Origin of the sequence: Nostoc spongiaeforme FACHB-130, assembly GCF_014698475.1 — a bacterium.
Lineage (GTDB): Bacteria > Cyanobacteriota > Cyanobacteriia > Cyanobacteriales > Nostocaceae > Nostoc_B > Nostoc_B spongiaeforme.
Window position 1 is genome coordinate 1 of sequence record NZ_JACJTB010000031.1, and the last position, 23,860, is coordinate 23,860.

General features: G+C 40.3%; 26 protein-coding genes and 1 pseudogene. 10 read left to right on the top strand and 17 right to left on the bottom strand.

Translation table 11 applies throughout. The annotated features are described in order from the left end of the window. Positions 1–476: 476 nt before the first annotated feature. Both H6G74_RS20350 and H6G74_RS20355 read left to right on the top strand, forming a co-directional pair. A complete protein-coding gene (locus H6G74_RS20350) occupies positions 477–1,988 on the top strand; it encodes a group II intron reverse transcriptase/maturase (protein ID WP_190969397.1) in 1,512 nt (503 codons plus the stop codon). A 105-nt stretch (positions 1,989–2,093) separates the two neighbouring features. Further along, positions 2,094–2,549 carry a hypothetical protein gene (locus H6G74_RS20355; protein WP_190969398.1) on the top strand — a complete coding sequence of 152 codons (456 nt, stop codon included), beginning with the start codon at positions 2,094–2,096 and terminating at the stop codon, positions 2,547–2,549. Between the two features lie 286 nt (positions 2,550–2,835). On the opposite strand, the gene H6G74_RS20360 is transcribed toward H6G74_RS20355, so the two are convergent. From H6G74_RS20360 to H6G74_RS20395, 8 genes are all read right to left on the bottom strand, one after another. Beyond that, positions 2,836–3,498 carry a Na(+)/H(+) antiporter subunit B gene (locus H6G74_RS20360; RefSeq protein WP_190969465.1) on the bottom strand — a complete coding sequence of 221 codons (663 nt, stop codon included), beginning with the start codon at positions 3,496–3,498 and terminating at the stop codon, positions 2,836–2,838. Continuing rightward, positions 3,498–4,088, bottom strand: coding sequence for a DUF4040 domain-containing protein (locus tag H6G74_RS20365; RefSeq protein WP_190969399.1), 591 nt, complete (start codon positions 4,086–4,088; stop codon positions 3,498–3,500). Before H6G74_RS20365 ends, H6G74_RS20360 begins: the two co-directional genes overlap by 1 nt. Then, entirely contained in the window at positions 4,078–4,359 is a 282-nt protein-coding gene (locus tag H6G74_RS20370; RefSeq protein ID WP_190969400.1) for a monovalent cation/H(+) antiporter subunit G, read from the bottom strand. Before H6G74_RS20370 ends, H6G74_RS20365 begins: the two co-directional genes overlap by 11 nt. Before the next feature lie 3 nt (positions 4,360–4,362). Continuing rightward, entirely contained in the window at positions 4,363–4,629 is a 267-nt protein-coding gene (locus H6G74_RS20375) for a hypothetical protein (protein ID WP_190969401.1), read from the bottom strand. After that, positions 4,626–5,015, bottom strand: a complete 390-nt coding sequence (locus H6G74_RS20380; protein ID WP_190969402.1) for a Na+/H+ antiporter subunit E — start codon at positions 5,013–5,015, stop codon at positions 4,626–4,628. Before H6G74_RS20380 ends, H6G74_RS20375 begins: the two co-directional genes overlap by 4 nt. Continuing rightward, positions 5,000–6,436 carry a cation:proton antiporter gene (locus tag H6G74_RS20385; protein WP_190969403.1) on the bottom strand — a complete coding sequence of 479 codons (1,437 nt, stop codon included), beginning with the start codon at positions 6,434–6,436 and terminating at the stop codon, positions 5,000–5,002. The genes H6G74_RS20380 and H6G74_RS20385 overlap by 16 nt, the downstream gene beginning before the upstream one ends. Then, the gene (locus H6G74_RS20390) at positions 6,433–6,768 is read right to left on the bottom strand and encodes a cation:proton antiporter subunit C (protein ID WP_190969404.1); all 336 of its coding nucleotides are present in this window, start codon (positions 6,766–6,768) and stop codon (positions 6,433–6,435) included. The genes H6G74_RS20385 and H6G74_RS20390 overlap by 4 nt, the downstream gene beginning before the upstream one ends. Before the next feature lie 545 nt (positions 6,769–7,313). Next, a complete protein-coding gene (locus H6G74_RS20395) occupies positions 7,314–7,790 on the bottom strand; it encodes a hypothetical protein (RefSeq protein WP_190969405.1) in 477 nt (158 codons plus the stop codon). A gap of 235 nt (positions 7,791–8,025) precedes the next feature. On the opposite strand from H6G74_RS20395, the gene psb34 reads away from it, so the two are divergent. Next, entirely contained in the window at positions 8,026–8,196 is a 171-nt protein-coding gene (gene psb34 / locus H6G74_RS20400; RefSeq protein ID WP_190969406.1) for a photosystem II assembly protein Psb34, read from the top strand. 183 nt (positions 8,197–8,379) lie between these two features. Here the strand turns inward: psb34 and H6G74_RS20405 are convergent, their stop codons facing one another. From H6G74_RS20405 to H6G74_RS20415, 3 genes are read right to left on the bottom strand one after another with little or no spacing between them, the layout of a single operon-like run. Beyond that, a complete protein-coding gene (locus H6G74_RS20405; RefSeq protein WP_190969407.1) occupies positions 8,380–8,967 on the bottom strand; it encodes a Uma2 family endonuclease in 588 nt (195 codons plus the stop codon). Positions 8,968–9,009: 42 nt separating this feature from the next. Further along, on the bottom strand, positions 9,010–10,191 hold the full coding sequence (locus H6G74_RS20410) for an AGE family epimerase/isomerase (RefSeq protein ID WP_190969408.1): 1,182 nt from the start codon (positions 10,189–10,191) through the stop codon (positions 9,010–9,012). A gap of 44 nt (positions 10,192–10,235) precedes the next feature. Beyond that, complete coding sequence (locus H6G74_RS20415) at positions 10,236–10,910, bottom strand: hypothetical protein (protein ID WP_190969409.1); 675 nt, start codon at positions 10,908–10,910, stop codon at positions 10,236–10,238. 302 nt (positions 10,911–11,212) lie between these two features. On the opposite strand from H6G74_RS20415, the gene H6G74_RS20420 reads away from it, so the two are divergent. From H6G74_RS20420 to H6G74_RS20435, 4 genes are all read left to right on the top strand, one after another. After that, positions 11,213–11,494, top strand: a complete 282-nt coding sequence (locus H6G74_RS20420) for a hypothetical protein (protein WP_190969410.1) — start codon at positions 11,213–11,215, stop codon at positions 11,492–11,494. Between the two features lie 59 nt (positions 11,495–11,553). Further along, positions 11,554–11,718, top strand: coding sequence for a hypothetical protein (locus H6G74_RS31295; protein WP_313888501.1), 165 nt, complete (start codon positions 11,554–11,556; stop codon positions 11,716–11,718). Then, complete coding sequence (locus H6G74_RS20430) at positions 11,682–11,825, top strand: hypothetical protein (protein ID WP_190969471.1); 144 nt, start codon at positions 11,682–11,684, stop codon at positions 11,823–11,825. Before H6G74_RS31295 ends, H6G74_RS20430 begins: the two co-directional genes overlap by 37 nt. A gap of 69 nt (positions 11,826–11,894) precedes the next feature. After that, complete coding sequence (locus H6G74_RS20435) at positions 11,895–12,119, top strand: DUF433 domain-containing protein (RefSeq protein WP_190969411.1); 225 nt, start codon at positions 11,895–11,897, stop codon at positions 12,117–12,119. Between the two features lie 95 nt (positions 12,120–12,214). Here the strand turns inward: H6G74_RS20435 and H6G74_RS20440 are convergent, their stop codons facing one another. From H6G74_RS20440 to H6G74_RS20450, 3 genes are all read right to left on the bottom strand, one after another. Continuing rightward, complete coding sequence (locus H6G74_RS20440; protein ID WP_190969412.1) at positions 12,215–13,354, bottom strand: glycosyltransferase family 4 protein; 1,140 nt, start codon at positions 13,352–13,354, stop codon at positions 12,215–12,217. Between the two features lie 189 nt (positions 13,355–13,543). Continuing rightward, entirely contained in the window at positions 13,544–14,329 is a 786-nt protein-coding gene (locus H6G74_RS20445; protein WP_190969413.1) for a PIG-L deacetylase family protein, read from the bottom strand. A gap of 369 nt (positions 14,330–14,698) precedes the next feature. Further along, positions 14,699–16,912: an SMP-30/gluconolactonase/LRE family protein gene (locus H6G74_RS20450; protein WP_190969414.1), complete on the bottom strand. Its 2,214-nt coding sequence runs from the start codon at positions 16,910–16,912 to the stop codon at positions 14,699–14,701. 785 nt (positions 16,913–17,697) lie between these two features. On the opposite strand from H6G74_RS20450, the gene H6G74_RS20455 reads away from it, so the two are divergent. Together H6G74_RS20455 and H6G74_RS20460 are read left to right on the top strand one after the other, a co-directional pair. Further along, complete coding sequence (locus tag H6G74_RS20455) at positions 17,698–18,867, top strand: glycosyltransferase family 4 protein (protein ID WP_190969415.1); 1,170 nt, start codon at positions 17,698–17,700, stop codon at positions 18,865–18,867. A 29-nt stretch (positions 18,868–18,896) separates the two neighbouring features. Then, the gene (locus H6G74_RS20460) at positions 18,897–20,033 is read left to right on the top strand and encodes a glycosyltransferase family 4 protein (RefSeq protein WP_190969416.1); all 1,137 of its coding nucleotides are present in this window, start codon (positions 18,897–18,899) and stop codon (positions 20,031–20,033) included. Between the two features lie 60 nt (positions 20,034–20,093). On the opposite strand, the pseudogene H6G74_RS20465 reads toward H6G74_RS20460, so the two are convergent. Beyond that, positions 20,094–20,327, bottom strand: a pseudogene (locus H6G74_RS20465) (hypothetical protein); the annotation flags it as partial. Between the two features lie 488 nt (positions 20,328–20,815). On the opposite strand from H6G74_RS20465, the gene H6G74_RS20470 reads away from it, so the two are divergent. Continuing rightward, the gene (locus H6G74_RS20470) at positions 20,816–21,283 is read left to right on the top strand and encodes a DUF2808 domain-containing protein (RefSeq protein WP_190969417.1); all 468 of its coding nucleotides are present in this window, start codon (positions 20,816–20,818) and stop codon (positions 21,281–21,283) included. Positions 21,284–21,481: 198 nt separating this feature from the next. Here the strand turns inward: H6G74_RS20470 and H6G74_RS20475 are convergent, their stop codons facing one another. Next, complete coding sequence (locus H6G74_RS20475; RefSeq protein WP_190969418.1) at positions 21,482–22,030, bottom strand: DUF4126 domain-containing protein; 549 nt, start codon at positions 22,028–22,030, stop codon at positions 21,482–21,484. A gap of 357 nt (positions 22,031–22,387) precedes the next feature. Next, positions 22,388–23,683, bottom strand: a complete 1,296-nt coding sequence (gene purB / locus H6G74_RS20480) for an adenylosuccinate lyase (RefSeq protein WP_190969419.1) — start codon at positions 23,681–23,683, stop codon at positions 22,388–22,390. Positions 23,684–23,860 lie beyond the last annotated feature (177 nt).

The following is a 23,860-nucleotide window of genomic DNA, read 5'->3' on the forward strand; positions in this document are numbered from 1 at the left end:
ATTCAAAAACCAAGTCAACTCGCTTGAAGTAAGGCTTGAGCCGTGTGAGTACGAAAGTCTCACGCACGGTTCTCAGGGGAGGGGAGAGCGGTGACGCTCAAACCTTACCCAACTACAATCAGACATCCGATGCGGGATGACACTGGTGCTAATGGGGAGTTCCTATGGTGAAACAGAGCCTAGAAAAGGAACCTAAAGAAAAGCGGGGCGCATCATAAAAACCCCCGACTTCATTGGAGACAATTCCCGCCACGTATTTCCTCAACAGTGGCAAGAGTTTAGGGAATCCAATGGTTGAATTGGCTGCACCTAAAGGAACGAACAATCTAACCGAGGGAACGAATAAAAACGAATTAAGGGTCTAGGGAAAGGTCGAAACCCTTGGTAGGCTAGACGAGCAGCGGAATTCCCTTAATTCGGGTAGGACAGACCGTAATTGGTCTGAGGTGTTCAGAGTACACAAACTGGAGCAGAGCATGATTAGGCACAGTGGCAACACGAGTGAATCTTGGAAGAACTTACCGTGGAAGCAATTCCGCCGTAATCTATTCCGCCTACAAAAGCGAGTGTACAAAGCGATTCAAGTTGGCGACAAGTGCAAAGCTCAGTCCCTTCAAAAGCTGATCCTGAAATCCACCGCAGCGAGATTATTGGCAGTTCGTCAAGTAACGCAGCTAAATGCTGGGAAAAAGACACCAGGAATAGATGGTAAAACCGCGCTCACAATCGAGCAAAGGTTTGAACTGAGCGAACAACTCAGAGTCACAGGTAATAACTGGAAACACCAGAGACTACGAGAAATACCCATCCTCAAAAAGGATGGTCAAACCAGAATTCTCAAAGTCCCCACCATCGCGGATAGGGCATGGCAATGTCTTGTCAAATATGCCTTGGAACCAGCGCACGAAGCAACTTTCCATGCTAGAAGCTACGGTTTCCGAACGGGACGAGCAACACACGATGCCCAAAAAATCCTGTTCAACAACCTAAACTCCAGCAAGAATGGAAAAGAAAAGCAAGTTATCGAGCTAGATATCGAAAAATGCTTCGACAGGATAAACCACTCAGCCATTATGGAAAAACTCATTGCTCCAATGAGCATAAGACAAGGAATCTTCCGATGTCTCAAAGCTGGAGTTACCAGCGAGTTTCCAGAACAAGGAACCCCACAGGGTGGCGTGGTAAGTCCTCTTTTGGCGAATATCGCGTTAAACGGTATAGAGTCAATACACCATTCCATTCGTTATGCGGATGACATGGTAATCATACTCAAGCCAAAAGATGACGCACAGGAAATACTTGGCAAAATTAGTCAGTTCCTAGCAGAGCGGGGAATGAACGTCAGTGAGAAAAAGACAAAGCTAACTGCCGCGACAGATGGTTTTGACTTCCTCGGTTGGCACTTCAAAGTCCAGAAAAACGGAAAGTTCAGATGTACGCCCTCAGTGGACAACTACAGAATATTCCGCAAGAAAGTAAAAGCCATCGTCAACAACTCGAATTATGGTGCCACAACCAAGGCTCTTAAATTAGCCCCTGTGGTTAGAGGTTGGAGGAACTACCATCGCTACTGCAAAATGGATGGGTCACGATTCTCGCTGTACCACATCCAACATAGTGCATTTAAGGTGTTCAATAAGGAAACCAAGCAGAATCGCCAAACTAGTAAGCAATTACTCAACAAGGCATTCCCAACTGTTCCTTACTCCGAAAATAAATACGTCAATGTCAAGGGAGAGAAATCACCCTACGATGGAGACATAACCTACTGGAGCGAACGCAACAGCAAGCTCTATGATGGCGAAACCTTTTTTGCCCTTAAACGGCAAAACCATACATGCGGACATTGTGGATTAAAAATGCTCAGTGACGAGAAGGTACATCTCCATCACATAGATGGAAACCATAATAATTGGAAGAAAAATAACCTTTTAGCCGTTCACGAAAGCTGCCATGACTACTTGCATATAAGCAAAAGCTCTAGCTAAGAACATCGGAAGCTGGATGCACAGAAATGGGCACGTCCAGATTTAAATGAGAGGTGCGGCGGATAATACCGCCCATCGACTCAACCACTTTTGATTAATAAATTTATGTCTAAAACAAAACTATTCTCTGGACTTACTCTCAGTTTAATAATAGCTTTATTCTCCAGTCCTCCAACTGTTGCTCAAGAAATATACATTGACAATAACTGTAAACAAAATCAGCAATTAAATGAATTTGACAGGTTTACTGTTTTCTATAAATCCGAATTTCAAACCAAAGGGCAAACATATTGGTTTTACTCAGGTAGATATCAAGATGGAAGTCCTATTGTTTGTATTTCAAAACCAGGATTTAAACAAGCAAAACCTTTAAACATAAAACAAATACAGTCTGGTTACATTGATAAAATCAGCAAAGACCCACGCAATAAAACAGCTTTTCTCGTTACCGTCCGCGAGGGTAATGGTTCCTATGTCCCAATATTCCAATACCGACTCAATTTGTCTACACCTTCTAAGCCTGCACTAACTAAACTACGAAGTTGGACATCAGGAGAGTAGTTACTTTATTCCGGCGGGCAGGTATGCGATCGCACATTTACTATGTATTTTTGAGTATGGGGATAAAACTACCACTAATCAGTGCGTCTATCTCGTCGTATTTTCATTAAAAATTTTAGTCTTATTTTCTATAATGTAGCATTGATATACAAATTTATATCAATGCTACATTACTGCACTATTGATATGTGCCGTACAAGCATATAGGTAATAGAAGTTGGAGACTAGAAGAACATACCTCACTAGGATGAAAGTCGCTGTCTCTGTGATTGTCTGAAATTTTGTATTACAACAATCCTCGATAACGAATAAAAATCAAAATCACCGCCCAGGAACCCAACGCAACTTTAACTGCAACTAAGAGATTCAATATGGGGATAAAACCGCCACTAATTAGTGCGCCCATTTCCCCGTGCGGTAATTCCACTCCAGACAAATTAATCACCGCCAAAACCACAAAAACTAATACCGAAATTTTCTCCCATGTAGCAGCTTGCCAGCGTTGGTAAATTGCTTGCATCCACTCTGGAGATGAAGTAATTGCTACTAAGCCAATTGCCGTTCCACCAGCCACCCCGGCGGCAAAACCACCACCAGGGCTGAGATGTCCGCGAATCGCCAGTTCGATACTGACTAAAGCAGCGATAGTTGCACCCAACCTGGCCAATACAATTGATGGTTGATCGGTGAAACGATAGATTGTGGTGGATGGTTTCTCATTCGCCAGTAAAAAATTAGCTCCCATGATGGCGATTGTAAATACCACCACTTCAAAAATAGTGTCATACAGGCGATTGCGAAAAATAATCCCTGACACGGCATTTGGTATACCACTATCTTGAACAACCACTTCCAAAATTGAGATATCTGGTAAATCTAAGGACGGGTTAGCGATAAACAGAAATTTGCCAAACAAAGCGATTCCGGCAATAATGTAGAGCCATTTCATCATGAATGCTCTCCCAAAACAGGTGTTTTTAAATCTGGTGTGTTGGTTGGTGATGTACTGGCATAACTCAAACTGGTAATTGGTGATTTCAGTTGAGTTTGTATGATGTCATAAATGCGGCGGATTCTGGTGATGGTGTGATATGGTTGCGTTTCCTCATCTTGAGGATCATGTTTTGCCTGTGGTAGACAAATTGCATGGACTTCTTTGTTGTTTAATGCCTGATTTAAGGTTTCTATATCTGTGTATGGCACTAATTCCAGACGCAGATAATAACGTTTACTAAAAATTGCACGGAAACTCTCAATCAGTGGCTTAAAGTCTGCATTTTCATCTTCTTGAAGTAATCCCAGACGCAGAACTAGTGATGAACGTACTGCGATCGCATACAGCGTAATCGCCAACATTGTACCCACCAGCGCCTCGGTTAAAGCCACATCTGCCGCCCCCAACACTGTATAAACAAATGCGGCCATTGCTCCTAATATCCCCCGCATCACCAAGGCATGGTAAGGATTGGATTGAAAGATCACCATAGACGCAGCTAAGGGTAGCAGAGGAATGATCACATAGATATAGTTATCGGTCATGACTTTCCTCACTACTGGAACAATAAGCCAAAACATATCCCAACATGGTGTTCCACATTGCTAAGGAAATGAGCGCCAGAATCAGTAGCGGCCATTCACTAGGTATCTTCAGCAACAATCCAACAATGATACTCATCGAGCCGAGGGTATCTGCTACCGTCAGACCATGCAGTTTGAATAATACCGAGCGATCACCCAATAAGGGAAAAGTCCCCCAAAACCAAAAGACAATCCCTAAACCAATGCAGAAATAACTCAGTGCGTTGATCATAGTTCACTCCTGCAAAACATCACTCATCCGTTTGATGACTTGGGCTAACAGCATTAAGGCCGCATTTCCCACACTCAGGATAATCACTCCCACTACACCAATCATCCAATCATCACGCAAGACAGATACAACTAAAATCATGATGGCTGCTTTGGTAGAAATACTGGCAAATGCCAACATTTTTTGCCAAATATCATCATCCTGCCAAGCTTCATACATGGGGATGAGGAGTGCGGCAATCATGGCAAACAACAGCAGATTCAGAATCATACTTTTTTCCTCCGGCGTACCCAGTGGACTTCATACCAGCCTGCTTCGTGATATTTCAAAACAATTGTTTTGGGTGTAAATGTAATCAAAAAGATGTCGAGGAATATTAGCCCCGGAGTGCGGCGTGGTTTGACTTGTTCGAGTGTTACTTCTTCGTAGTTATGGGGACGGAAGATAATTTCCAAGGCTTCTATATAAGCTTGGGGAATGGCGACGATGATTTCCCATAGCACACGTAGCCAATCTTTCAACGTGCCTGAAACTTTGGGTAAACCGGGCAGTAACAGGGCGATGCTTACGCCAATGATGATATTTGCCACACTGAAGTTAGCAGTCAGCAAAAACCAAATAGCCAATCGCAATATCAAATTTAGATAGGTAACCATGCAAATCCCTTCCAGAACAGCAGCATTAACACTAAACTCATCACACCAATCAGATGATCAAATTCCTCCAGTACACGCGGTAGCTTAATTACTAAGCGTTTAAAAATTAGCAGGTAAGCTAACCAACCAATACCAATGGTGACAAGAGGTTTGATGATATTTTCAATGGTGTAAGCTTCGTAATAGGCAATATTGGCGATAAACAGCCCACCAATTAATAAACTTATAGCTGCCCAAAAACTGGGTTTTGTCTTGCCTTCTCCGCCAAAGGGCAGAAAAATGAATTTGGCAAAGGAGATTGCTGTTCCGAGGGCGGCTAGATTCATCGCGATCGCTTGCCAAGGTAAGAGATTTTTTGTTGTCAATACCTTTGCCCCAAACCCAGACAACAAGGGAAAACCAGAAATTGAGAAACTAGCGATTACTAAAGCAATCCACACCGCCGTATTGATTGGTCGATTTTGCAGTTCTTTGAAGTTGCGACTGGGTAAGCTACCAGCAATCAAAAACAGCGCCGCCTTCACCAGTCCATGAGTCAGGGCGTAAAACCCACCGACAATTGGCGCTGCGAGAATAAAACCCAACTGGGAAACTGTGTGAAATGCCAGCATTCGCTTAGTATCTTTTTCAAAGACGGCATAGGACACGCCCAAAAGTGCAGTCCCAACGCCAAAGATTCTCACTATCGGGTCAACTTCTGCCACCATCAACGCACATCGCACCAAGGGATAGACGGCTGCTTTCACCACAACTCCCGACATCAATGCCGATACTGGCGTTTCTGATTCCGAGTGGGTCAATGGCAACCACAAGCCTGATACAAAAATTCCGCCTTTTGTCAAGAGTCCCAAAAAAATCAATGCCAGTGCTTCTGGTGGTGCGACTCGTAAACCTGTAAAACTAAAGGAATGATCCGCCTGATAGACTAACACCGCACCGATGAGATAAAACAGCATTGCCACGTTGCTGACAAACAAATAGCGCAAGCCCACCCAAATCGAACGATCCGTGCGGGGATAGGCAATCAACAGAAACGCTGCAATGCCACTTACCTCTAGGGCGACGTATAAACTAATCAAATCTGAACCGACAAAGGCAGCATTTACACTACCATGCAAAATGATGGTCTGGGCGTAAAAAAAAGCTGTCTTGTCGCTTTGCCAACAATAAAGAATGACGGCGGCTGTTACCAAAGCATTGGTCAAAATAAAGTAGCCGCTTAATTGGTCTACTGTTAAAGTTACGCCAAAATTATCGAGTAATTTGAGAGTGAGGGGTGGTGTGACAAATAGCTGTAAGGCATATCCCGCCGAGGCAAAAGCCATACCCAAGGCGAGATAGCGGTCTAGTTTGGGTAGGAGATAAATCACAAACCCAATAAAAAATGGTAAGCCAATCCAGGCGATCGTTATGGTATTCATGGGGTGTTGTTATTCTCGATTTCATTACTTTCCAAGGTTGGGTTATCCCGTGCTAGTTTCATGACACCAACCAGCATTAAGGCTTGAATCGAAAAGCCAATCACGATCGCAGTTAATATCACGGCTTGCGGAACCGGATCGGCATAAGCACCTCGTTTAACATCGGCAAGAATTGGCGTAAACAAACCATCCCGTGAAGCAATCAGCACGTAATACGCAATCACCCCGGTACTCATCACATCCATAGAGATGATTTTCATGACCAAATTTTTTTTGAAAATTATGCCGAAAAATCCGCAAAAAATGGTTGCGAGTATACATGCTTCTAACACAATAATTGCCTGTGGTGTGAGAGTTGAATGTAATTTCTTTTTTTAAAATTAACTATTATGATGTGTATTTAATTGGTTTTTGTTTTCAACAGAAAATCAATTGCATATACAACAATTGAAGTATGCAGAATTTTGCATACTCCCCAATTCTCCCTAAACAGGAGGTGGTTGAGAACATGATTTTTCTTAGACTCTGCTCAACCGTGAATTTAAAATCTAATTCACTTTCAATAAGCATTTTCGCTTATTTTGGCATTTCTTTGTCAGAATTTACCATCTTAATTTTTAATAGATAACCATTGATATTTATCTATATATCAATGCCACATCATTGCACTAATAATATATTAAGAGAAACGCTATTTATTAGGGCTGATACACAAAAGATGGGTGTCACCAGGGGGGTGGGAGGTGTGCGAGGGGTGGTGAAGAAATCTTTCCCCCCAAACTTCCCCACACCCCCTACCTATGCGTGAGAAATTCGGGTTTGAGGGTATAAAGTTTTTGAACACCTACACCCTCCCCCAAACCTTTGATTTTAAGTTCTATGATTGAGTCGCAGAGGGTTTATTACGTTGCTGCTGATAAAAAGCCATAACTTTTCGGACGTAAGCAGCCGTAAAACCACTATTGCAACCGGTATAGTTGCCAGTCATCCACCAACAAGCTACACCATTAACCGCCGCAGTTTCATTATTGTTTGTAGTGCGTAATTGTTTGTCTAACTCCCGGCGTGTGATGCAAGAAATAATTTGACGAGCAGTTGCTGGATTATTCTCAAACTGTGTTGGTGTAATTTCTTTTTTCAGACAAAATTTTGACCAAGCTTTGACTGTACCAGGTTGAACTTGCCAGTCGCTATAAAGGCCATCGTTGACTTTACCCGTTTGGGGTGCAGCTTTTCGCAATGCTTCTACCATCGCTGCGACTTGAGTTGCAGAAACCGACTGTTGTGCGGGAACAGGTAATGCAGACAGCCCAAGGCTAACACTGGCAATTAATGTACTAATTAACAATCGCATCAACTTTTTCCTCTTCACTCCAGATTTCAGTTTAGTACCACACGCACAAAGGTTGTCTGTGAAGAATGGGCATGAGGGTGTCCAAACCCTTGATTTTTCGTCTTACTGCGTCAGTCCTCAAGTTGATAAGTCAGTGTAATGAGAAGAATAAATTTTTTTTTGTCAAGTCTAGTTGACGTTTTGTAACAAATTTGTTAAATTTATTTACATAAGTTAATAAGCAAGGAAAACAACTATGTATACCACCGTTAATGAAGATGGCGTTTTAAATAACTATGCAACCGAACCCCAGATGTACTACGCTGAATACCCAGCAATTTGGGAACAGCGTCGTTATGTTATCCAAGGCGCAGTTGCAAGTTTGTTTGTAACAGGTTTAGTATTATTCGGTTTTGCAGTTAGCTAAGAGTTTTAGACTTCGGTATCGGTATCTCCCATCGACATTCAGACCTTCTCGTTGAACCTCGGTTAGTTTCGCCGGGGTTTTTTGTTATCAAACAGAATTCAGGAGTCAGAATTCAGAATTAAATTGTATGTGACACTTCGACAAGTTCCCTTAGACAAGCTCAGGACATCGCTCCTAAATTCGTCAATCATTGATAACAGTAGGGAAAATCCGATTCAAGTCCAAGATAATATCTTCAAACCCAGGAATGGCGACGGAATGATGAGGTAAGGAAATTTGTTTGCTGAGATAGTTAAATTTACCTTGAGCATTTTGATAAGGTTGATTGTAACGCTCAAGCTGACGCGCATTTAAATTGACAATCCAATAATGAGAAATTCCGGCTTCTGCGTAGATTTCTAGTTTTGTGGTTTGGTCGTAATCTAAGGTTGTGTCTGAGATTTCAATCACCAAAAAAATATCTTCGGGATAGGGATGATGACTGAGATAATCTTCATCCATTCCGCGTGCGATCGCTACATCTGGTTCAGGTTCACTTTGATTTGGTAAAGTAATTGGATCTTGGCCGCGAATGACGGCGCGATCGCCAAGCAATCGATCTAGTTGCCGACATAAAATAGAACCACAAACTGTATGCGGCGTTCCCTTGGCTACCATTTGGATCAATTCTCCGCGAATTAATTCAATGTGATCATTCTCCTGCAAAAATCCCAATTCAATCAGCCGATGATACTCATCAATAGAGAATCGCTTGGTTGTTACAACACTCATAACCAATCGCTAATTTTAGTGTTACTTGTACCCTAGCTCAGATTAAACAGACTCAGAACTCAAAGCCGCAAATTGCTGCCAACACAGGTATAAAGCGCGGGGTACATGAAAACATCCCTTCCATTTACCACCTTTGAGATTTAATAGCACTTCTCCACGCCGATTGAGATAGCCGAACCACTCTCCATATTCGGGATCTGCAAAGTGCTTCCAGGCGTAATCGTGCATTTTTTCATACCATTTCCAGCAAGCTGCACGTTTTGTCAGGCGATAACCCATTGCTAATGCAACTAACGATTCTAGATGTACCCACCACAACTTTTGATCCCATTCCAATTGCTGTGGCGGATGTCTATCAGCATCCATAAAGTAATACAAGCCGCCGTATTCTTCATCCCAAGCAAAATTTAAAATGTTCAGCACCACATCAACAGCTTGGTTAATGGTTTGAAGATCATTTTTCCGACGGGCGATATCCATAATAAACCACATCGCTTCAATACCATGACCGGGATTAATTAATCTGCCTTCAAAACAATTGATGTGGGAACCATCGGGGGCAACATTTTCATACATTAGTCCTCGTTCTTGGTCGAGGAAATCACTCATCACTTCCTGAACAGTTGTGGCTAAAACACTCTCTAAAGTTTCACTGGGAAGTAACCATTCCATTTCGAGAGTCAGGTTAGCTAAAATCATCGGCACAGCCAAAGCTTTCATTGGTCTTGTACCGGGATAAGTTTTAGTATATTTCCCTTTGGGATGATCTTTGCGACGCAAGACATTATTGTAAGCTTGCATTGCCACATCTTTCGCCCACTCTTCACCAGAGGCTAAAGCATATTGGCTGAATGCCATCGCCGCAAAGCAATCAGAGAAAATATTGTAAGGCTGGACTAGGGGTTGACCTTCGCGCGTCAGGGCAAAATACCAATTTCCTTCGTCATCTCTGCCATGTTGAGAAAGAAATTTAGCACCATTGCTGGCGATTTTCAGCCAATTTTCTCGTTTTTCTAATTGGTTGCACAACATTGAAAAAGTCCAGACTTGGCGGTTTTGCAACCAGATAAATTTGTCGGTGTCGTAAACTTGGCCTCCCCGATTTAAGCAGGTAAAGTAACCGCCTTGTTCAGAGTCCAATGAGTGCTTTTCCCAAAATGGGAGTACGTCATTCAGAAGTGCGTTTTTGTACAGTTCCGCCAATGCGTTGAAGTCGTACTCCATAAGTTTACGCTTTTGTATCATCACCCAAAGTCGCAGAGAGTTAATTAACTATTATCTATATCAGTTTGGGAGCGATCGCGCCACATTTCAATTCCCGCTACTAACCAAGCACCTTGGGTTTGATTGCAGGCTGTAGCATATTTGTGTTCGCCGCCGAAACGACCTTTTTTTAACCATAGGTTGTAGTCGGGCATCATTTGATCTCGTGCCATTGTTAGCATGTGTTGATATGCACCTCTAACTTTTAATGTAGGCAGACAACGATAACGATATTTAGTTTCAAATAGACATCCAACTTTTGTGACTATTGTTAAATCAGTGGGTGTTAACTCTAAACGAATAATCCGACTACCAACCAGCAAAAACATCCAACCTAGAATGCCGAAGAGAGCAAATATAGTTATCATCCCCAGAAAATTCCACTTTTCTAGTGAGATTTTAATGGCAAATACAACGCCAAATCCAAAATGAGCATAGCCAAATAAAATCATAGTAATTTCTATTGCGGTCAGACGATGTGGTAAATAGATTCGACTTACATTTGGTTCATCTTCCAACCTTAGATTCAGTTCGGCATTGGGAATAGACCAACGCCATGCTTCAGAATTAGCCCTAGAAATTTCTGCGTAGTTAATTACAGGGTAATCGTCATGGGCTAGATGCCATCGCTTCCATAAGTTCAGCGCCTCTAACACCAATCTCACAATGCTATATGCCATAGTGATGATTTTTTATACTTAGACATGAAAAATTTATTATAGGCCAATCATTTAATCCTTTATATATCAAGATTGAAAAAAAGATTATACTGAAAGTCCAAGTATAATAAGTTTTATATACTTCAATTACCAATCGGCGGTTGAATAATTGTAGCGATCGCCCTACCATACCTCATCAAACTTTAGATTTACTCAAAATAAAATCAGTGTAATCAGTTGTACAATCTCTCTCATGTATGACGATACCTGCCGATTCCTTGCCGAACACTTCTCGGCCGACTTCGCTAGTTGGCTGTGAGGTTATGCTAGAGATAGATTTAAAGATTATTAATAGGTTGGACAGCACAAATATTGAACTTGAAGAGCGATGGATCAAGGCTTGGAACGATTTATTTGATATTGTTGGAGAGATATATCAAGTGAATTGCTTACTGCCTGACGGGTCTGTTGTAGATATTGAAACCTGCAAGGGTTGGTTACAAGAGTCAGCATATCAAGACTACTGTTTGAAAGTTGAAGAGGGTTGGGTTAGAGGAAAACGCGGCGTTGTGGTTTTTCGTTTCAAAAAAGGTGAATCGCTATAATTTTGAATTAGACTCAGCAGCACCGCAGCTATGCAAATTACGCTAAACTTGACGAGTCTATCCTTAACAAAGCCTTTGAACTTAGGAATCTTTCTACGCAAAAGACATTGGTAGGTTTTGCTCTGAAAGAACTTGTAAGATCGTGCCGTAAGAAAAACTTTATCGCGTCATCACAAAAAGGTTATTGGTGTTGTTGCCAAAGCGATCGCCGCACACAATGTTAGCTGCTGAGGTTGTGCAGTGGGATAAAGAGTTTCGGTGTTTTATCTTAAATTGTGATGCAGAAGTTGTCTGCGTCATTCTGATGTGTCACTTGCCAGCCTCATCATAATAAGACTTATGAAATAACTTTAGGATACAATTTCTGTAATAGCTGATAGCTGTTTGGGCTGTATTTGTTATGGCATCAACGTCCCGTATCGTTCATAGCGATCCTGACATCTTAGGTGGAACCCCTGTTTTTGTTGGAACCCGTGTGCCAATGAAAACCTTACTTGACTATCTTGAGGCTGGTGATTCATTAGAAGTATTTCTAGACCATTTCCCCAGTGTCAGTCGAGAACAGGCGATCGCAGCCCTTGAATTAGCAAAGGAAATGTTGACAGCCTATGCGAATTCTGCTTGATGAGTGTGCGCCACGTCCGTTAAAGCGTGATTGAAGTTGGAGGTTCCTGAAAGTTGTGTAAGCGATCGCAACATCACCAGAACTTCCCAGTTAATTTAACGCATTGGGGCGGTGGGAGTTTTGATGAGTAAAACTTCTTGTGTATTCATAACGGTACGGGTGCTATAGTTTTTGACTAATTCACGATACACATTCATTGTTTCTTCATGCACTCTTGCTGCTTTGAAGCGTTCTAAATTTTGTTTGGCGCGGTTTTGCCAATATTGGAGTTGTACAGGATCACCAAGTAATTGCGTGAGAACATTGGCTAAGGTTTGACTGTCTTTTGGTGGTACAAGAATGCCAGCTTGACGATGATCTAATGTTTCGGGAATGCCGTCTACATCACTGGCAACAATAGCACAGCCAGCTTCTCTTGCTTCTGTTAAGACTAAACCAAAAGATTCGCAGTAGGAAGCCAAAACAAAGATATCACTAGCCAGCATATAACGTTGGGGTTCTGGCTGAAAACCTTCAAAATGAATGCGTTGACGTAGTTTGCCGCAGGGTATGTTGTTTACTATTGCTTCAAAGATAGAACGATCTGGGCCGTCACCAACTAAATATAAGTGTGCTGCGGGGAAGTTGGGGGCAATTTTGGTAAATGCGGTGATTAACTCTGCAATGCCTTTACGAGTATACATCCCGGCAACGGTGGTGATAGCTGGACGATGTAAGGGTAGGGGTTGGTAATCTTGAATGCTGGGGTGGCGAGGACTACCTAATGTGCCGTTGGCAACTACGCATAATTTATTCTCAGGTATACCACGACGCACCATAGAATTATATACGGCTTGGCTGACGGCTATGACTCGATCTGCCAATCCCATTAAGACAGCACTACGTTGAAACTCGTTGTGGACTGTAGAGACTAAATGATAGTTGTAAGCTTTGCGTAAAACTCCGGCGAGTACAACGCCTGTCATCATATGTGCATGGATAATATCTGGCTGAAATTGCTGGATAATCTCTTTAAAACGCCAAGCAGCTTTAATTAAGTTGAGGGGTTGTCTGGATTGATTGAGGTGGAAGTGTTTGATGTTATGTTGTGCTAGTAAAATTTCAAATCCACCGCCAGCCGAAGCAACAGCTACATCATGTCCATCTTGTGATTGTAGACAGGCTAAATCTACTGCTACATTCACAATTCCATTACCAATTTTTTCTACGTGATTTGTAATATGTAATATTTTCATAGGATGTTTTCTCTACAGATGTAATTGATAGGAAAGAATTCAGAATGCAGAATCCAGTTAAGAGAATAGTAGGTTGGGTGTAGCGATAGCGTAACCCAACAGAGTATGCGTGAATGTTGGGTTCCGTTCCTCCACCCAACCTACACCAATCGAAGTTTTTAGCCTTAACTGAACTGTATTGGATAATAATTAAGATTCAATTTTAAAAAATATCTCATAAGCACCTAAGAAGCGATTAACAAAGCCAGACGGTAAGCTTTCAAGCTGAGAGGTATAGGCTGCGATCGCCTGATTTTTCTGCTGCTGTACTGAGGTAATAGAAAAACTATAAGCGGTGGCTATATCTGATAATTTGAGCATAATAAATAATGGCGCTCTCCAGAATAACCAAATTGGATACTGGAAAATTTCAACATTAATTTTTGCTTGCTTAATTGCTGCTTTTACTAATGGATATGTTGCTTCATGATCTCGATGACAGTCTTTGCGATGTGGTAGATAAACTTCCTCTGGCTGATAATGTTTGAGTAGTGCCGTAATTTGGGCGATCGCTGCTTGTTTTTCTTCACTATTTAAAGCTTGTAAATACCCATCAGCTTTATCTAAAAAGTGAATTGCTGATGTCTCGACACCCAAAATATTTAAGGCTTTAATTGCTTCTTGTTTACGGGTTTGAATAATTTTGTTTCTTGATTCTGCATCTATATCTCTTGAACCTTGACCATTGGTTAAAAACACCACTATTACTGGAATATTCTGCTCACGTTTATAAGCAATCATTCCTCCACAGCCAAATGTTTCATCATCTTGATGGGGAGAAAATACCATTACAGATTTTTGGTTAAATTTTAATGACTGACTGCTTTGTAATAAAATCCAACGTGTTATCAAGCTGGAGTGAATATATTGCATCCGTTCCAGCACAATAGTTGGCACTAGTTTTTGTAATTGTTGTAAATAAGTTTTTATCTGCATATATATTTAGGTAAACAATCTGGGTATATTGATAATCTATGATGATTAGCAAATTAAATTAGAGCTATATTCTCTATACTTTTTATTTCTGATTTTTCAGCTTGTTTTTGGCGACTGTACATAAACTTTATGCGGCGGTTCTAGTAAAATGTATTTAGTATGATAATTCACTTCTGACAGAGAATAAAGATAATCTGTTTATTTATTTGATGAAAAAATAGCATTCAATGTAAAGCAATTTCTATTATTAATAAATATTGAGTTTTGGTAGCAATATAATACAATTTTCATCGGTTTGTTTGCATAAACAGATCCCCGACTTCTTAAAGAAGTCGGGGATCTAAAACACAATCACTTTTACAAGAAAAGCTAACTTTTGAAGCGATACATAATTACTTTCCCTTTCCAATTTTCTTCTACAAACACTACATATTCACCATTAGAACGTCGCAAAGCGCGGATACCTTGGGGTATATCAATCCAACCACTTTCGCCTGCAACTTCTGTTCCTGGTTTTAGTGTTTTGACAGTAGCGCCTGTTTTGGCATTGTAAACATAAACTTCTGCGGTTTTCATTTTCACCGCAAATACATAGTCACCAGCAACACTCATCGCGGCGGTGGCGACTTCGCGCTTACCTGTAGTGTCGTGGGGAACGACAACCCGCCACCGGAGTGTGGGATTATTACCTTTACGCCAATTATCAAAGCGGAGAATTTCGGAACCGACGACTCCGCTATCATCACCGATCGCAGGATGATCAACCGTAAAGCCTGATAAATACATCGTATCAGTTTCGGGAAAGTATTCGATGCGGCGGACATCGGTAATCATGCTAGGAGTTTTTTGCTTCTCCATAGAACTATAGCTATAGATGGGATTTCCATGCTTATCAAGTCCTTGTAAGGGATAGTGGCGAATTCCAATTCCATCTTGAGTGCGTAAAGCTTTCCAAATATTACCTTTACTATCAACCCACCAACCACCCAAGTAGGGATAATCTTCACTTTGATCATACTCACCTTGATCAAATTTACCGTTACCGTTGCGATCGCCCCAAATCCATTCTCCTTTATTTGGTTGATAAGGAGGCCAATTTCCACTAATGGATTTTTCTCCACCGCCATGTGTCCCAACAAACATTCCAGCCGGAATCGCAATCTTACCATCCTTCCCAGAGTCGAAGCGGTAAATTTGCATAAAGCTGGCATACATATTTGTTAGGTACAAAAACCGCTTACCTTGAATGCGGCGAACAAAGGTAGCGTCTGGAGAAGTATGTAAGCGGGGATCTTGGGGATATTTGAAGGGATTTAAGGTGTAAGCTTTGTAAGTCCATTGCTTCCCTGAAGGTTGGTTATAGTCCATCAAGTAGTGTTCTTGTTTGGTGAACACTTCTAAAGCATCGGTTTTGGGATCTGCGTCGGCGTTATCCACAAATAATAATCCGTGTAATTGCCATATTGGTTTCCCTGATGCAGAAAACTTGCGTAAATCTGTACCTGAGTTGTTAAATCCATTACTATTAACATAGATATTCCCGGAACTATCTGAACCCACTCCGGTAATTCCATATAGTTTTAATGGTTGCACTTCTCCCGGTGTACCCGCATAAACCCCGCCTTTAATTCCAAAAGTGCCAACCTGCACAGGCTGATTTTTGATGTTGTAAATTAATACTTGCTGACGTTGACTGTTATCTGCAACTAAAAGTCTACCTTGATGATCAATGGCGATCGCAGTTGGTTTAGGAATATTGGTAATTTGTGACGCTAATAACTTACCTGTAGGGGAATAGCGCGAAATTTTGTTTTGGTTGTGAATCACCCAGAGATTTGCTTGTTTATCAATAGCGATCGCACCAGGACGCACTACACTAAAACTACGTAGTTCCTGCATAGTTTCGCTATTGTAAACGCGAATTTTATTCGTTGCTGAATCACTCACATATAACTCATTTCCCGCAGTTGCTAATCCAGTAACTTCACTTTGATTACTGATAATTAACATACTTTTATCCCAACCCCTTCCCCCATTAAAAGGTGCTGGTTTTCCCTCTAAGTTATAGCGTCTGACAGTGTACCAAGTCGTCTTATCTGGGGGATAATCTTGATCTGTTTTGCCAACTGAACCTTGTGCTAAGGCAATATAAATATATTTACTATTGGCTGTGACTGCTTTACCACCAGTGCGACTCCAGCCGTGAGTATCTTCCACAATGCCAATTACATTGCCATCTTTATATATACCTGCTTCTCTCCCAGCTTCATCCCAATGACTGTTAGTATAAACTGTGCCATCTGGTGCAACATACATTGCTTCAATATTATTTTGTACCCACTTATTTCCACCGCCAAAACTATTACCTATCCAAGAAGTTTTATAGGTACTAGCTGCTACTCCTGTAACGCTGATTTCAGTGGTTATATCAAGGGAAAAAGCTAGAAATATCACAGCTATTCCCATCAGCATAAAAGAAATTGGTTTGAACTGTCGATTATTGCCTAACTTGAATATTTTTTGAATGTATTTATGCAGTTGTTGATTGATTTTCAGCAACTTGTTATGTGTATTTTTTGGCATAATCTACTTAATATGTAAATTAAAATCAGATATCAAAAAGTTCGCCATTTAAATAGGTATGGCGACAAATTAGCTATCAAAAAATGGCGTGCAGATACTTTTGTGCTGATTGATGCAATCAACACAACTAAGTATCAATAGATGATGCTCAAAGACCCTGATTTATGATTGTTAATGGTAGGATGTTATGGATTTTTCACCTGATATTAGTCTGCCTGTGGAAGCTTTCAAAAATTAAGACCAGTATTTCAGCCTAATTTTCCCAGGACATATTACATAAATAACAAACACTGGGTATTTTAAAATTGATATTTACCTAAAATTCATGAAAACCACACATGTTTTTCAAGTAGTCAAGATAAATTCCTAGAAAAATCTTTATATTTGTAGCTAAACTTACTTAACAATAGCTAAAAAAGTAAAAGTGAATACATTGAATCAATAATTTTACCCAAAATAAATATTTTTGATAACTTAAAGACTGTTGAACACCAGAAATCATGTAATTTAAATCACAAATTTCCTGCTTGACACCAGAATCTAAATCGTTTATAAATTATTGTCCTCTGCAAAAACACTTGTCTTTGATGATTGGCTTTTAAAATTTTAGTAGTTAGATATCTAAAATCAAAATCTGCATCTAGTAAGACCCAAAGAATGCTGATTTTGGTAAAAATTACAGGATATAAATATTAGTCTGATTAATCTACTGCAAAATTAAAAAGAATTCACTTGAGAGTGATGGTAATCAAACACACACTCAAACAATCATAGGAGAGTAAAAAGTGGGATGTAAAAACGAAAATTTTAATACTAAGTCTGCATCTATACTGACACTAGGTTTGGGTTGGTTCCCTCAAACACCAGGAGGATTAGAAAGATATATTTATGAACTAACTCATCAATTAGCAAACCGTCAAGACCAAATAGAATTATGTGGAGTTGGTTTACCAGAAATTGATGTAAATTCACCAATAAAATTAACTAACTTAGCTTCTCCTGATCTGCCAATTTGGCAAAGACTCTGGTCTATTCGGAATAACTTTAAAAACAGTAGAATCGGCAAACCAGATGCAATTAACTTACATTTTGCATTATATAGCTTTCCGATTATGGATATTTTACCGCAAGATATACCAATTACTTTTAACTTTCATGGCCCTTGGGCATCAGAAAGTGAGCAAGAAGTAACTACTAATAAATTGAGTATTATTATCAAGCGGTTATTAATTGAAAAAAGCACTTATCATCGCTGCGATCGCTTTATTGTTCTGAGTAAAGCATTTGGTAATATTTTATATCAACAATATCAAGTCCCTTGGGAAAAAATTCATATTATTCCTGGTGGTGTGAATATTCATCGCTTTCAGCCGAACTTATCGCCAAAAGAGGCAAGACAGCAACTAGGCTGGCCAGATAATCGACCAATATTATTTACATCTCGCCGCTTAGTTTATCGCATGGGTATTGATAAATTACTGCAAGCTTTAGCTATAATTAAACCTAAAATTCCTGATGTTTGGTTAGCAATTGCTGGTCGTGGTTATATGCAAAGTTCACTACAACAGCAAGCACAAGAATTAGGCTTAGAAAATACAGTTAAATTTTTAGGTTTTCTCCCAGATGAGCAATTACCCATAGCCTATCAAGCTGCTGATTTAACAGTTATGCCTAGTCAATCTTTTGAAGGTTTTGGTTTAGCTGTAGTTGAATCTTTAGCTTGTGGTACACCTGTTTTATGTACACCTGTAGGGGGAATGCCAGAAATTTTAACGCAATTTTCACCAGATTTGATTACTAGTTCAATAGAAGTTTATGACATTGCTGAAAAGTTAGAAAATATTTTCTTAGGTAAAACTCAAATTCCTTCTCGGCAGGCTTGCCGTGATTATGCTGTAACTAATTATGACTGGTCTTTAATCGCCCAAAAAGTTCGTGATGTTATCTTAGCTTAAAATCTCAATTTTAAAGTATTAAATATTTTATGAAAATTCTATTTTTAGACCAAAGTGGTAAGCCTGGTGGTGCAGAACTTTGCTTAATTGATATTGCTAAACCATACCGCGATCGCGCTTTAGTTGGTTTGTTCGCTGATGGCGATTTTAAAACCTTACTCCAGCAAAATCAAATACCAGTTGAAGTATTAACAACAAAACCAATTCAAGTCCAAAAGCAAAGTAATTTATTGCAAGCACTAGCCAGTATTAAACAACTAGTACCTTTATTAATTAAAGTTGTAAACTTAGCGAAAAAGTATGATGTAATTTATGCCAATACCCAAAAAGCACTAGTTATTGGCGCACTGGCAAGTTTTTTAGCAAATCGTCCTCTAGTTTATCATTTACACGATATTCTTTCTTTAGAACACTTTAGCCCAATCAACTTACGAGTAGCCGTTACCTTAGCTAATACTTTTGCATCATTAGTTATCGCTAATTCTCAGGCTAGTCAAACAGCATTTGTGCAAGCTAGAGGTAAGCCGGAAATTACAGCAGTTGTTTATAACGGATTTGAAAGTAAAAAATATCAAATTTCTGATGTTGAAATTCAAAAAATCCGACAAGATTTAAACTTAGAAGACAAATTTGTTGTCGGACATTTCAGCCGTCTCGCACCCTGGAAAGGACAACATATTCTCTTGGAAGCATTAGCACAATCTCCACCACAAGTCACAGCACTTTTAGTTGGTGATGCTTTATTTGGCGAACAAGATTATGTAGAAGAATTACATCAACAAGTTGCCAAACTAGGGTTAGAAAATCGCGTCAAATTTTTAGGATTTCGTGCTGAAATTCCACAATTAATGTCAGCTTGTAACTTAGTGGCGCATACTTCCACTGCACCAGAACCCTTTGGTAGAGTAATTGTTGAGGCGATGTTGTGCGGTACACCTGTAGTCGCAGCTAAAGCCGGCGGCGCGATTGAATTAGTCGAACATGGTGTCAATGGTTTTTTAACCACACCCGGCGATTCCCAAGAACTAGCCAAAGTAATTAACACCTGTGTTCAAGAAACAGAAATAACTACAGCGATCGCTGATTATGCCAAAAATACTGCCAGTCAGCGTTTTGATATCGCCACTATTAATCAACAAATTGCTCAACTTTTAAGTTCTCAATAAAAATATTAAAATTCAGATACCCAACTTCTTGTGGGTATCTATTTATTGCTCAATTATTGATTACAAACCAACTAATTCTCGTGATTCATAATCAGTAAGTTGTTGTGCGATCGCTAATCTTGCCTCTAACTTCGCTACACTAAACTGATTACGCAGATATTCTAAATGCGCGATCGCATTGGCTTTTTCTACAGTTAGTTGAATTTGGGTATCCACCGCCTTTTGATATTCGTGATTCAACAGTAATACCTCAAACCGCCGCGCCTTGCGTTGAGCATCATTTTTCAAATCTACATCTAAATGATAGCTCTGCTCTTTTTTTGCTCCGTCGAACTCAAGTTAAATTAGTTGTGTCAGTCCACTACTGTCTAGTGGATTTTTTCTAACTTTATTCCCTAATTTTTCACCTACAAGTCAAACCTCAGAATGAGCTAGGGAATATCCCCTGAGTGAGAAGTAATTTCATTCAAATATTTTTAATCTAGAAATTAATTAAACAAGATTTATTCTTTCTCTGCTTGGTAAATCTAATTAAATATTGCTCATCAACAAGGATATTGAACTTTAACTCCTTAGGGTAGTGAAAACTCTTAACAGGCGATGGGTAAAAGGAAAGTCCGTTTGTTCCCTCTTCCCACCATCATTGTTTGAGTCCCCTACCTTGGAAGATTATAAGTCGCAAAAGGGAGCTGAAATATCCCTCATAGACAGTCACTGTTCCTTATTATTTGTTTCTCGTTAAGTTCTGTTTGCTGTTGTATTGAATTATTTGGAGGTTCGTAATGAAAAGATTGATTTTGTTGTCTAGCCTGAGTGTTGCGATCGCAGCTACCTGTCTTCCAGCTCAAGCTCAAAGACAAGATATATCTTACAATAACACTGCTCCGCGAATTAGCAGTACCAGTGGTTACGATAGTACTCACACTATTACTGTTTACACAGGTATGCAGCCTTTATCTTACCTGATAGTTAGACCTTCAGATGCTCTAAAAGTTAGCAATGATATTGACGTGACTGATCAATCTGGTCGTCGTGTTGAGGCTAACATTTCTAGACAAGATGAGAGAATGATTAGAATTAATTTCTCTCAACCAGTTCCTCCTGGCACTAATCTCAATATTGCTTTTAGGAATATAGATTTTACCAATGCCTTTCCTAATAGAAGCTTTGTTTACTATGATATTTCCGGTGGACACATCGGTTTATCACGAGAAGTTCCCTATGGTTTAGCCCAAGTTCAGGTATATTAATTTTTGGGTTAAAAGGTAATTAAAAAGTAGAATCATTGCACAATAATTTTTCTACTTTTTCCCATCTTTCAAGCTAGATATAGCAATCCTAAATTATGCGTCAATAACAAGATACCCGACTTCTTTAAGAAGTCGGGTATATGAAGTTTAGTATAGCACTCATGTTATTCGGAATTCTGACTTTTAAAGTCTACTCTATTAATAAATATTATTCTTTTGATAACGCCAGTCGTACCATTGTTTAGCACTACGCACAGCAAACCACAACAATACTAAAGCAATTATTCCTCCTTGCCACGGTGCATCAAAGGCAAATAAAACTAAGGCAATGCAGAGAGTATCTTGCAGAAAAGCCACCCACAAAGGTAAGCCGCGTAAGCGATAAAACCAACCAATTTGCACCAGTTGTAATACTAAAGCTAATAATCCACCCGTTAAAGCAATCAACCAGTCTGGTGTATCTGTAGCAGAAGCAACAGCTAAACCCATAATTGCCCCTACTAATGGAGATAACAATAGTTCAACTACCTGTATTACTCTTTGTCCCAGAAATCTTTTGCTGCCAAAAAATTCCAGTAATGACCAACTGGTAAGTAAGCACAACAAAATCTTGGGGGAAATGTGAGATAAAATCGGAGTCTGCGACCACAAATTACTGCCCTGCAACAGTCCGATAATTAATAGAGGTATGCCTATTCTTAATCCTGCTGCCGCAGAAGCAGAAAGCATGGCAAGTATTTCAACCATGAGGGCAATTGCTAGATAAGGATTTGTTATTTATACTACCCAGTGTTGCTCAAAATTACAGCACATAGAGGAATAATTTAGTAATTATTGTGATTTAAATTACTAAATTTTGCTCTGTAGTAGCACTATCTCCGACGAATGGAATTCGCACGCCAGTGAGGGAGTCGGCAAAGCCGCCCAACGCACTGGCTAGGCTATAAAAACATAGACACACAAGCGGCTTCCCGCAGGATAGTCCGCCTGCGCGGACTAACGTAAAGTCAAAGGTTTTGTATCTGTAGCCACGACTTCAGCCGCTTGGTGCAAGATGTGAATATACCTTGACAACCCTACACTCCTAGTATTTCTTGAAAGAAACTAAATATCCAAACGCTGGTAAATTGCTTCCAAATGTTGGAGATGGTGTTGGGGATCAAAACACTTTTCAATTTCTGCGGGGGAAAGTTGGGCTGTGACTCGCGGATCTTGGCTAATCAAATCGTGAAAATTACCGTCTGGTTTATTCCACGCAGTATGGGCGCTTTGCTGGACGATCGCATAAGCTTCTTCGCGGCTTAAACCCTTGTCTACTAAGGTGAGTAGTACTCTTTGGCTGAAGACTACACCGCCATAGCAATTAAGATTTCGCGCCATGTTCTCTGGATACACCAGCAGATTTTTTACTAAGTCAGTGATTTCTATTAACATGAAGTGCGTTAAAATGCACGCATCTGGCAAGACTACCCGTTCTACAGAACTGTGGGAAATATCCCTTTCATGCCACAAAGCGACGTTTTCTAAAGTTGCACCAGCATGACTTCTAACTAAACGCGCCATCCCAGTTAAGCGTTCGGAACGGATGGGATTGCGTTTGTGGGGCATAGCACTAGAACCTTTCTGCCCTTTGGCGAAAAATTCTTCTACTTCCAGAACGTCTGTTTTTTGCAGGTTGCGAATTTCGACGGCAAAACGTTCAATGGATGCAGCTAGTAATGCCAATTGCTGGACATAATCGGCGTGGCGATCGCGGGAAATTACTTGGGTGGAAGCTGTATCGGGTTTGAGTCCCAGTTTTTCACAGGCGATCGCTTCTACACGGGGTTCAATGTTGGCGTAAGTTCCCACTGCACCGGAAATCTTACCCACAGCAATGGTTTCCCGCAAAATTTTGAGGCGTTCTTGATGGCGCAATACTTCTGCTAACCAGCCAGCTAACTTAAAACCAAAGGTAATCGGTTCGGCGTGGATACCATGCGATCGGCCAATCATCACAGTATTTTTGTGTTCTCTTGCCTTTTGGCGAATCACCTCAATCAAATCTGCCAGTCTTTGGGATATCACATCCAAGCTGGCGACTAATTGCAGTGCTAAAGCTGTGTCTAGGACATCAGAACTAGTCAGTCCTAAGTGAATATAACGTCCAGCTTCACCAACATATTCATTGACATTTGTCAAGAAAGCGATGACATCATGACGGACTTCTGCTTCAATTTCTAGAATCCGTTTCGGCTCAAAATTAGCCTTGGCTTTGATTTCCTCAACTGCACCAGAGGGAATATAACCTAACTCAGCTTGGGCTTCGCAAGCTGCAATCTCTACCTGAAGCCAGGTTTTGAACTTATAAAATTCAGTCCACAGGTTGCCCATTTCGGGCAAGGTATAACGCTCAATCAACGTTCGCGGCAGAATACAACTGTCATATTTTACATGCTAATCAGCATCGATAGACAATAAGAAGGTGAGAGGTAATAGGTGACAGGTGATAGCCAATAGGGTGTGTTAAGAAGCATAAACCATAACGCGCCAAAAGCTTTGCTGTAGATGCTTTACGCTGTCGCTAACAAATCATAC

Excerpts from the sequence above, each read along its gene's own strand:
- H6G74_RS20350 (WP_190969397.1), top strand. The coding sequence starts at position 477 with ATGATTAGGCACAGTGGCAACACGAGTGAATCTTGGAAGAACTTACCG.
- H6G74_RS20355 (WP_190969398.1), top strand. The coding sequence starts at position 2,094 with ATGTCTAAAACAAAACTATTCTCTGGACTTACTCTCAGTTTAATAATA.
- H6G74_RS20360 (WP_190969465.1), bottom strand. The coding sequence starts at position 3,498 with ATGAAATGGCTCTACATTATTGCCGGAATCGCTTTGTTTGGCAAATTT.
- H6G74_RS20365 (WP_190969399.1), bottom strand. The coding sequence starts at position 4,088 with ATGACCGATAACTATATCTATGTGATCATTCCTCTGCTACCCTTAGCT.
- H6G74_RS20370 (WP_190969400.1), bottom strand. The coding sequence starts at position 4,359 with ATGATCAACGCACTGAGTTATTTCTGCATTGGTTTAGGGATTGTCTTT.
- H6G74_RS20375 (WP_190969401.1), bottom strand. The coding sequence starts at position 4,629 with ATGATTCTGAATCTGCTGTTGTTTGCCATGATTGCCGCACTCCTCATC.
- H6G74_RS20380 (WP_190969402.1), bottom strand. The coding sequence starts at position 5,015 with ATGGTTACCTATCTAAATTTGATATTGCGATTGGCTATTTGGTTTTTG.
- H6G74_RS20385 (WP_190969403.1), bottom strand. The coding sequence starts at position 6,436 with ATGAATACCATAACGATCGCCTGGATTGGCTTACCATTTTTTATTGGG.
- H6G74_RS20395 (WP_190969405.1), bottom strand. The coding sequence starts at position 7,790 with ATGCGATTGTTAATTAGTACATTAATTGCCAGTGTTAGCCTTGGGCTG.
- psb34 (WP_190969406.1), top strand. The coding sequence starts at position 8,026 with ATGTATACCACCGTTAATGAAGATGGCGTTTTAAATAACTATGCAACC.
- H6G74_RS20405 (WP_190969407.1), bottom strand. The coding sequence starts at position 8,967 with ATGAGTGTTGTAACAACCAAGCGATTCTCTATTGATGAGTATCATCGG.
- H6G74_RS20410 (WP_190969408.1), bottom strand. The coding sequence starts at position 10,191 with ATGGAGTACGACTTCAACGCATTGGCGGAACTGTACAAAAACGCACTT.
- H6G74_RS20415 (WP_190969409.1), bottom strand. The coding sequence starts at position 10,910 with ATGGCATATAGCATTGTGAGATTGGTGTTAGAGGCGCTGAACTTATGG.
- H6G74_RS20420 (WP_190969410.1), top strand. The coding sequence starts at position 11,213 with ATGCTAGAGATAGATTTAAAGATTATTAATAGGTTGGACAGCACAAAT.
- H6G74_RS20435 (WP_190969411.1), top strand. The coding sequence starts at position 11,895 with ATGGCATCAACGTCCCGTATCGTTCATAGCGATCCTGACATCTTAGGT.
- H6G74_RS20440 (WP_190969412.1), bottom strand. The coding sequence starts at position 13,354 with ATGAAAATATTACATATTACAAATCACGTAGAAAAAATTGGTAATGGA.
- H6G74_RS20445 (WP_190969413.1), bottom strand. The coding sequence starts at position 14,329 with ATGCAGATAAAAACTTATTTACAACAATTACAAAAACTAGTGCCAACT.
- H6G74_RS20450 (WP_190969414.1), bottom strand. The coding sequence starts at position 16,912 with ATGCCAAAAAATACACATAACAAGTTGCTGAAAATCAATCAACAACTG.
- H6G74_RS20460 (WP_190969416.1), top strand. The coding sequence starts at position 18,897 with ATGAAAATTCTATTTTTAGACCAAAGTGGTAAGCCTGGTGGTGCAGAA.
- H6G74_RS20470 (WP_190969417.1), top strand. The coding sequence starts at position 20,816 with ATGAAAAGATTGATTTTGTTGTCTAGCCTGAGTGTTGCGATCGCAGCT.
- H6G74_RS20475 (WP_190969418.1), bottom strand. The coding sequence starts at position 22,030 with ATGGTTGAAATACTTGCCATGCTTTCTGCTTCTGCGGCAGCAGGATTA.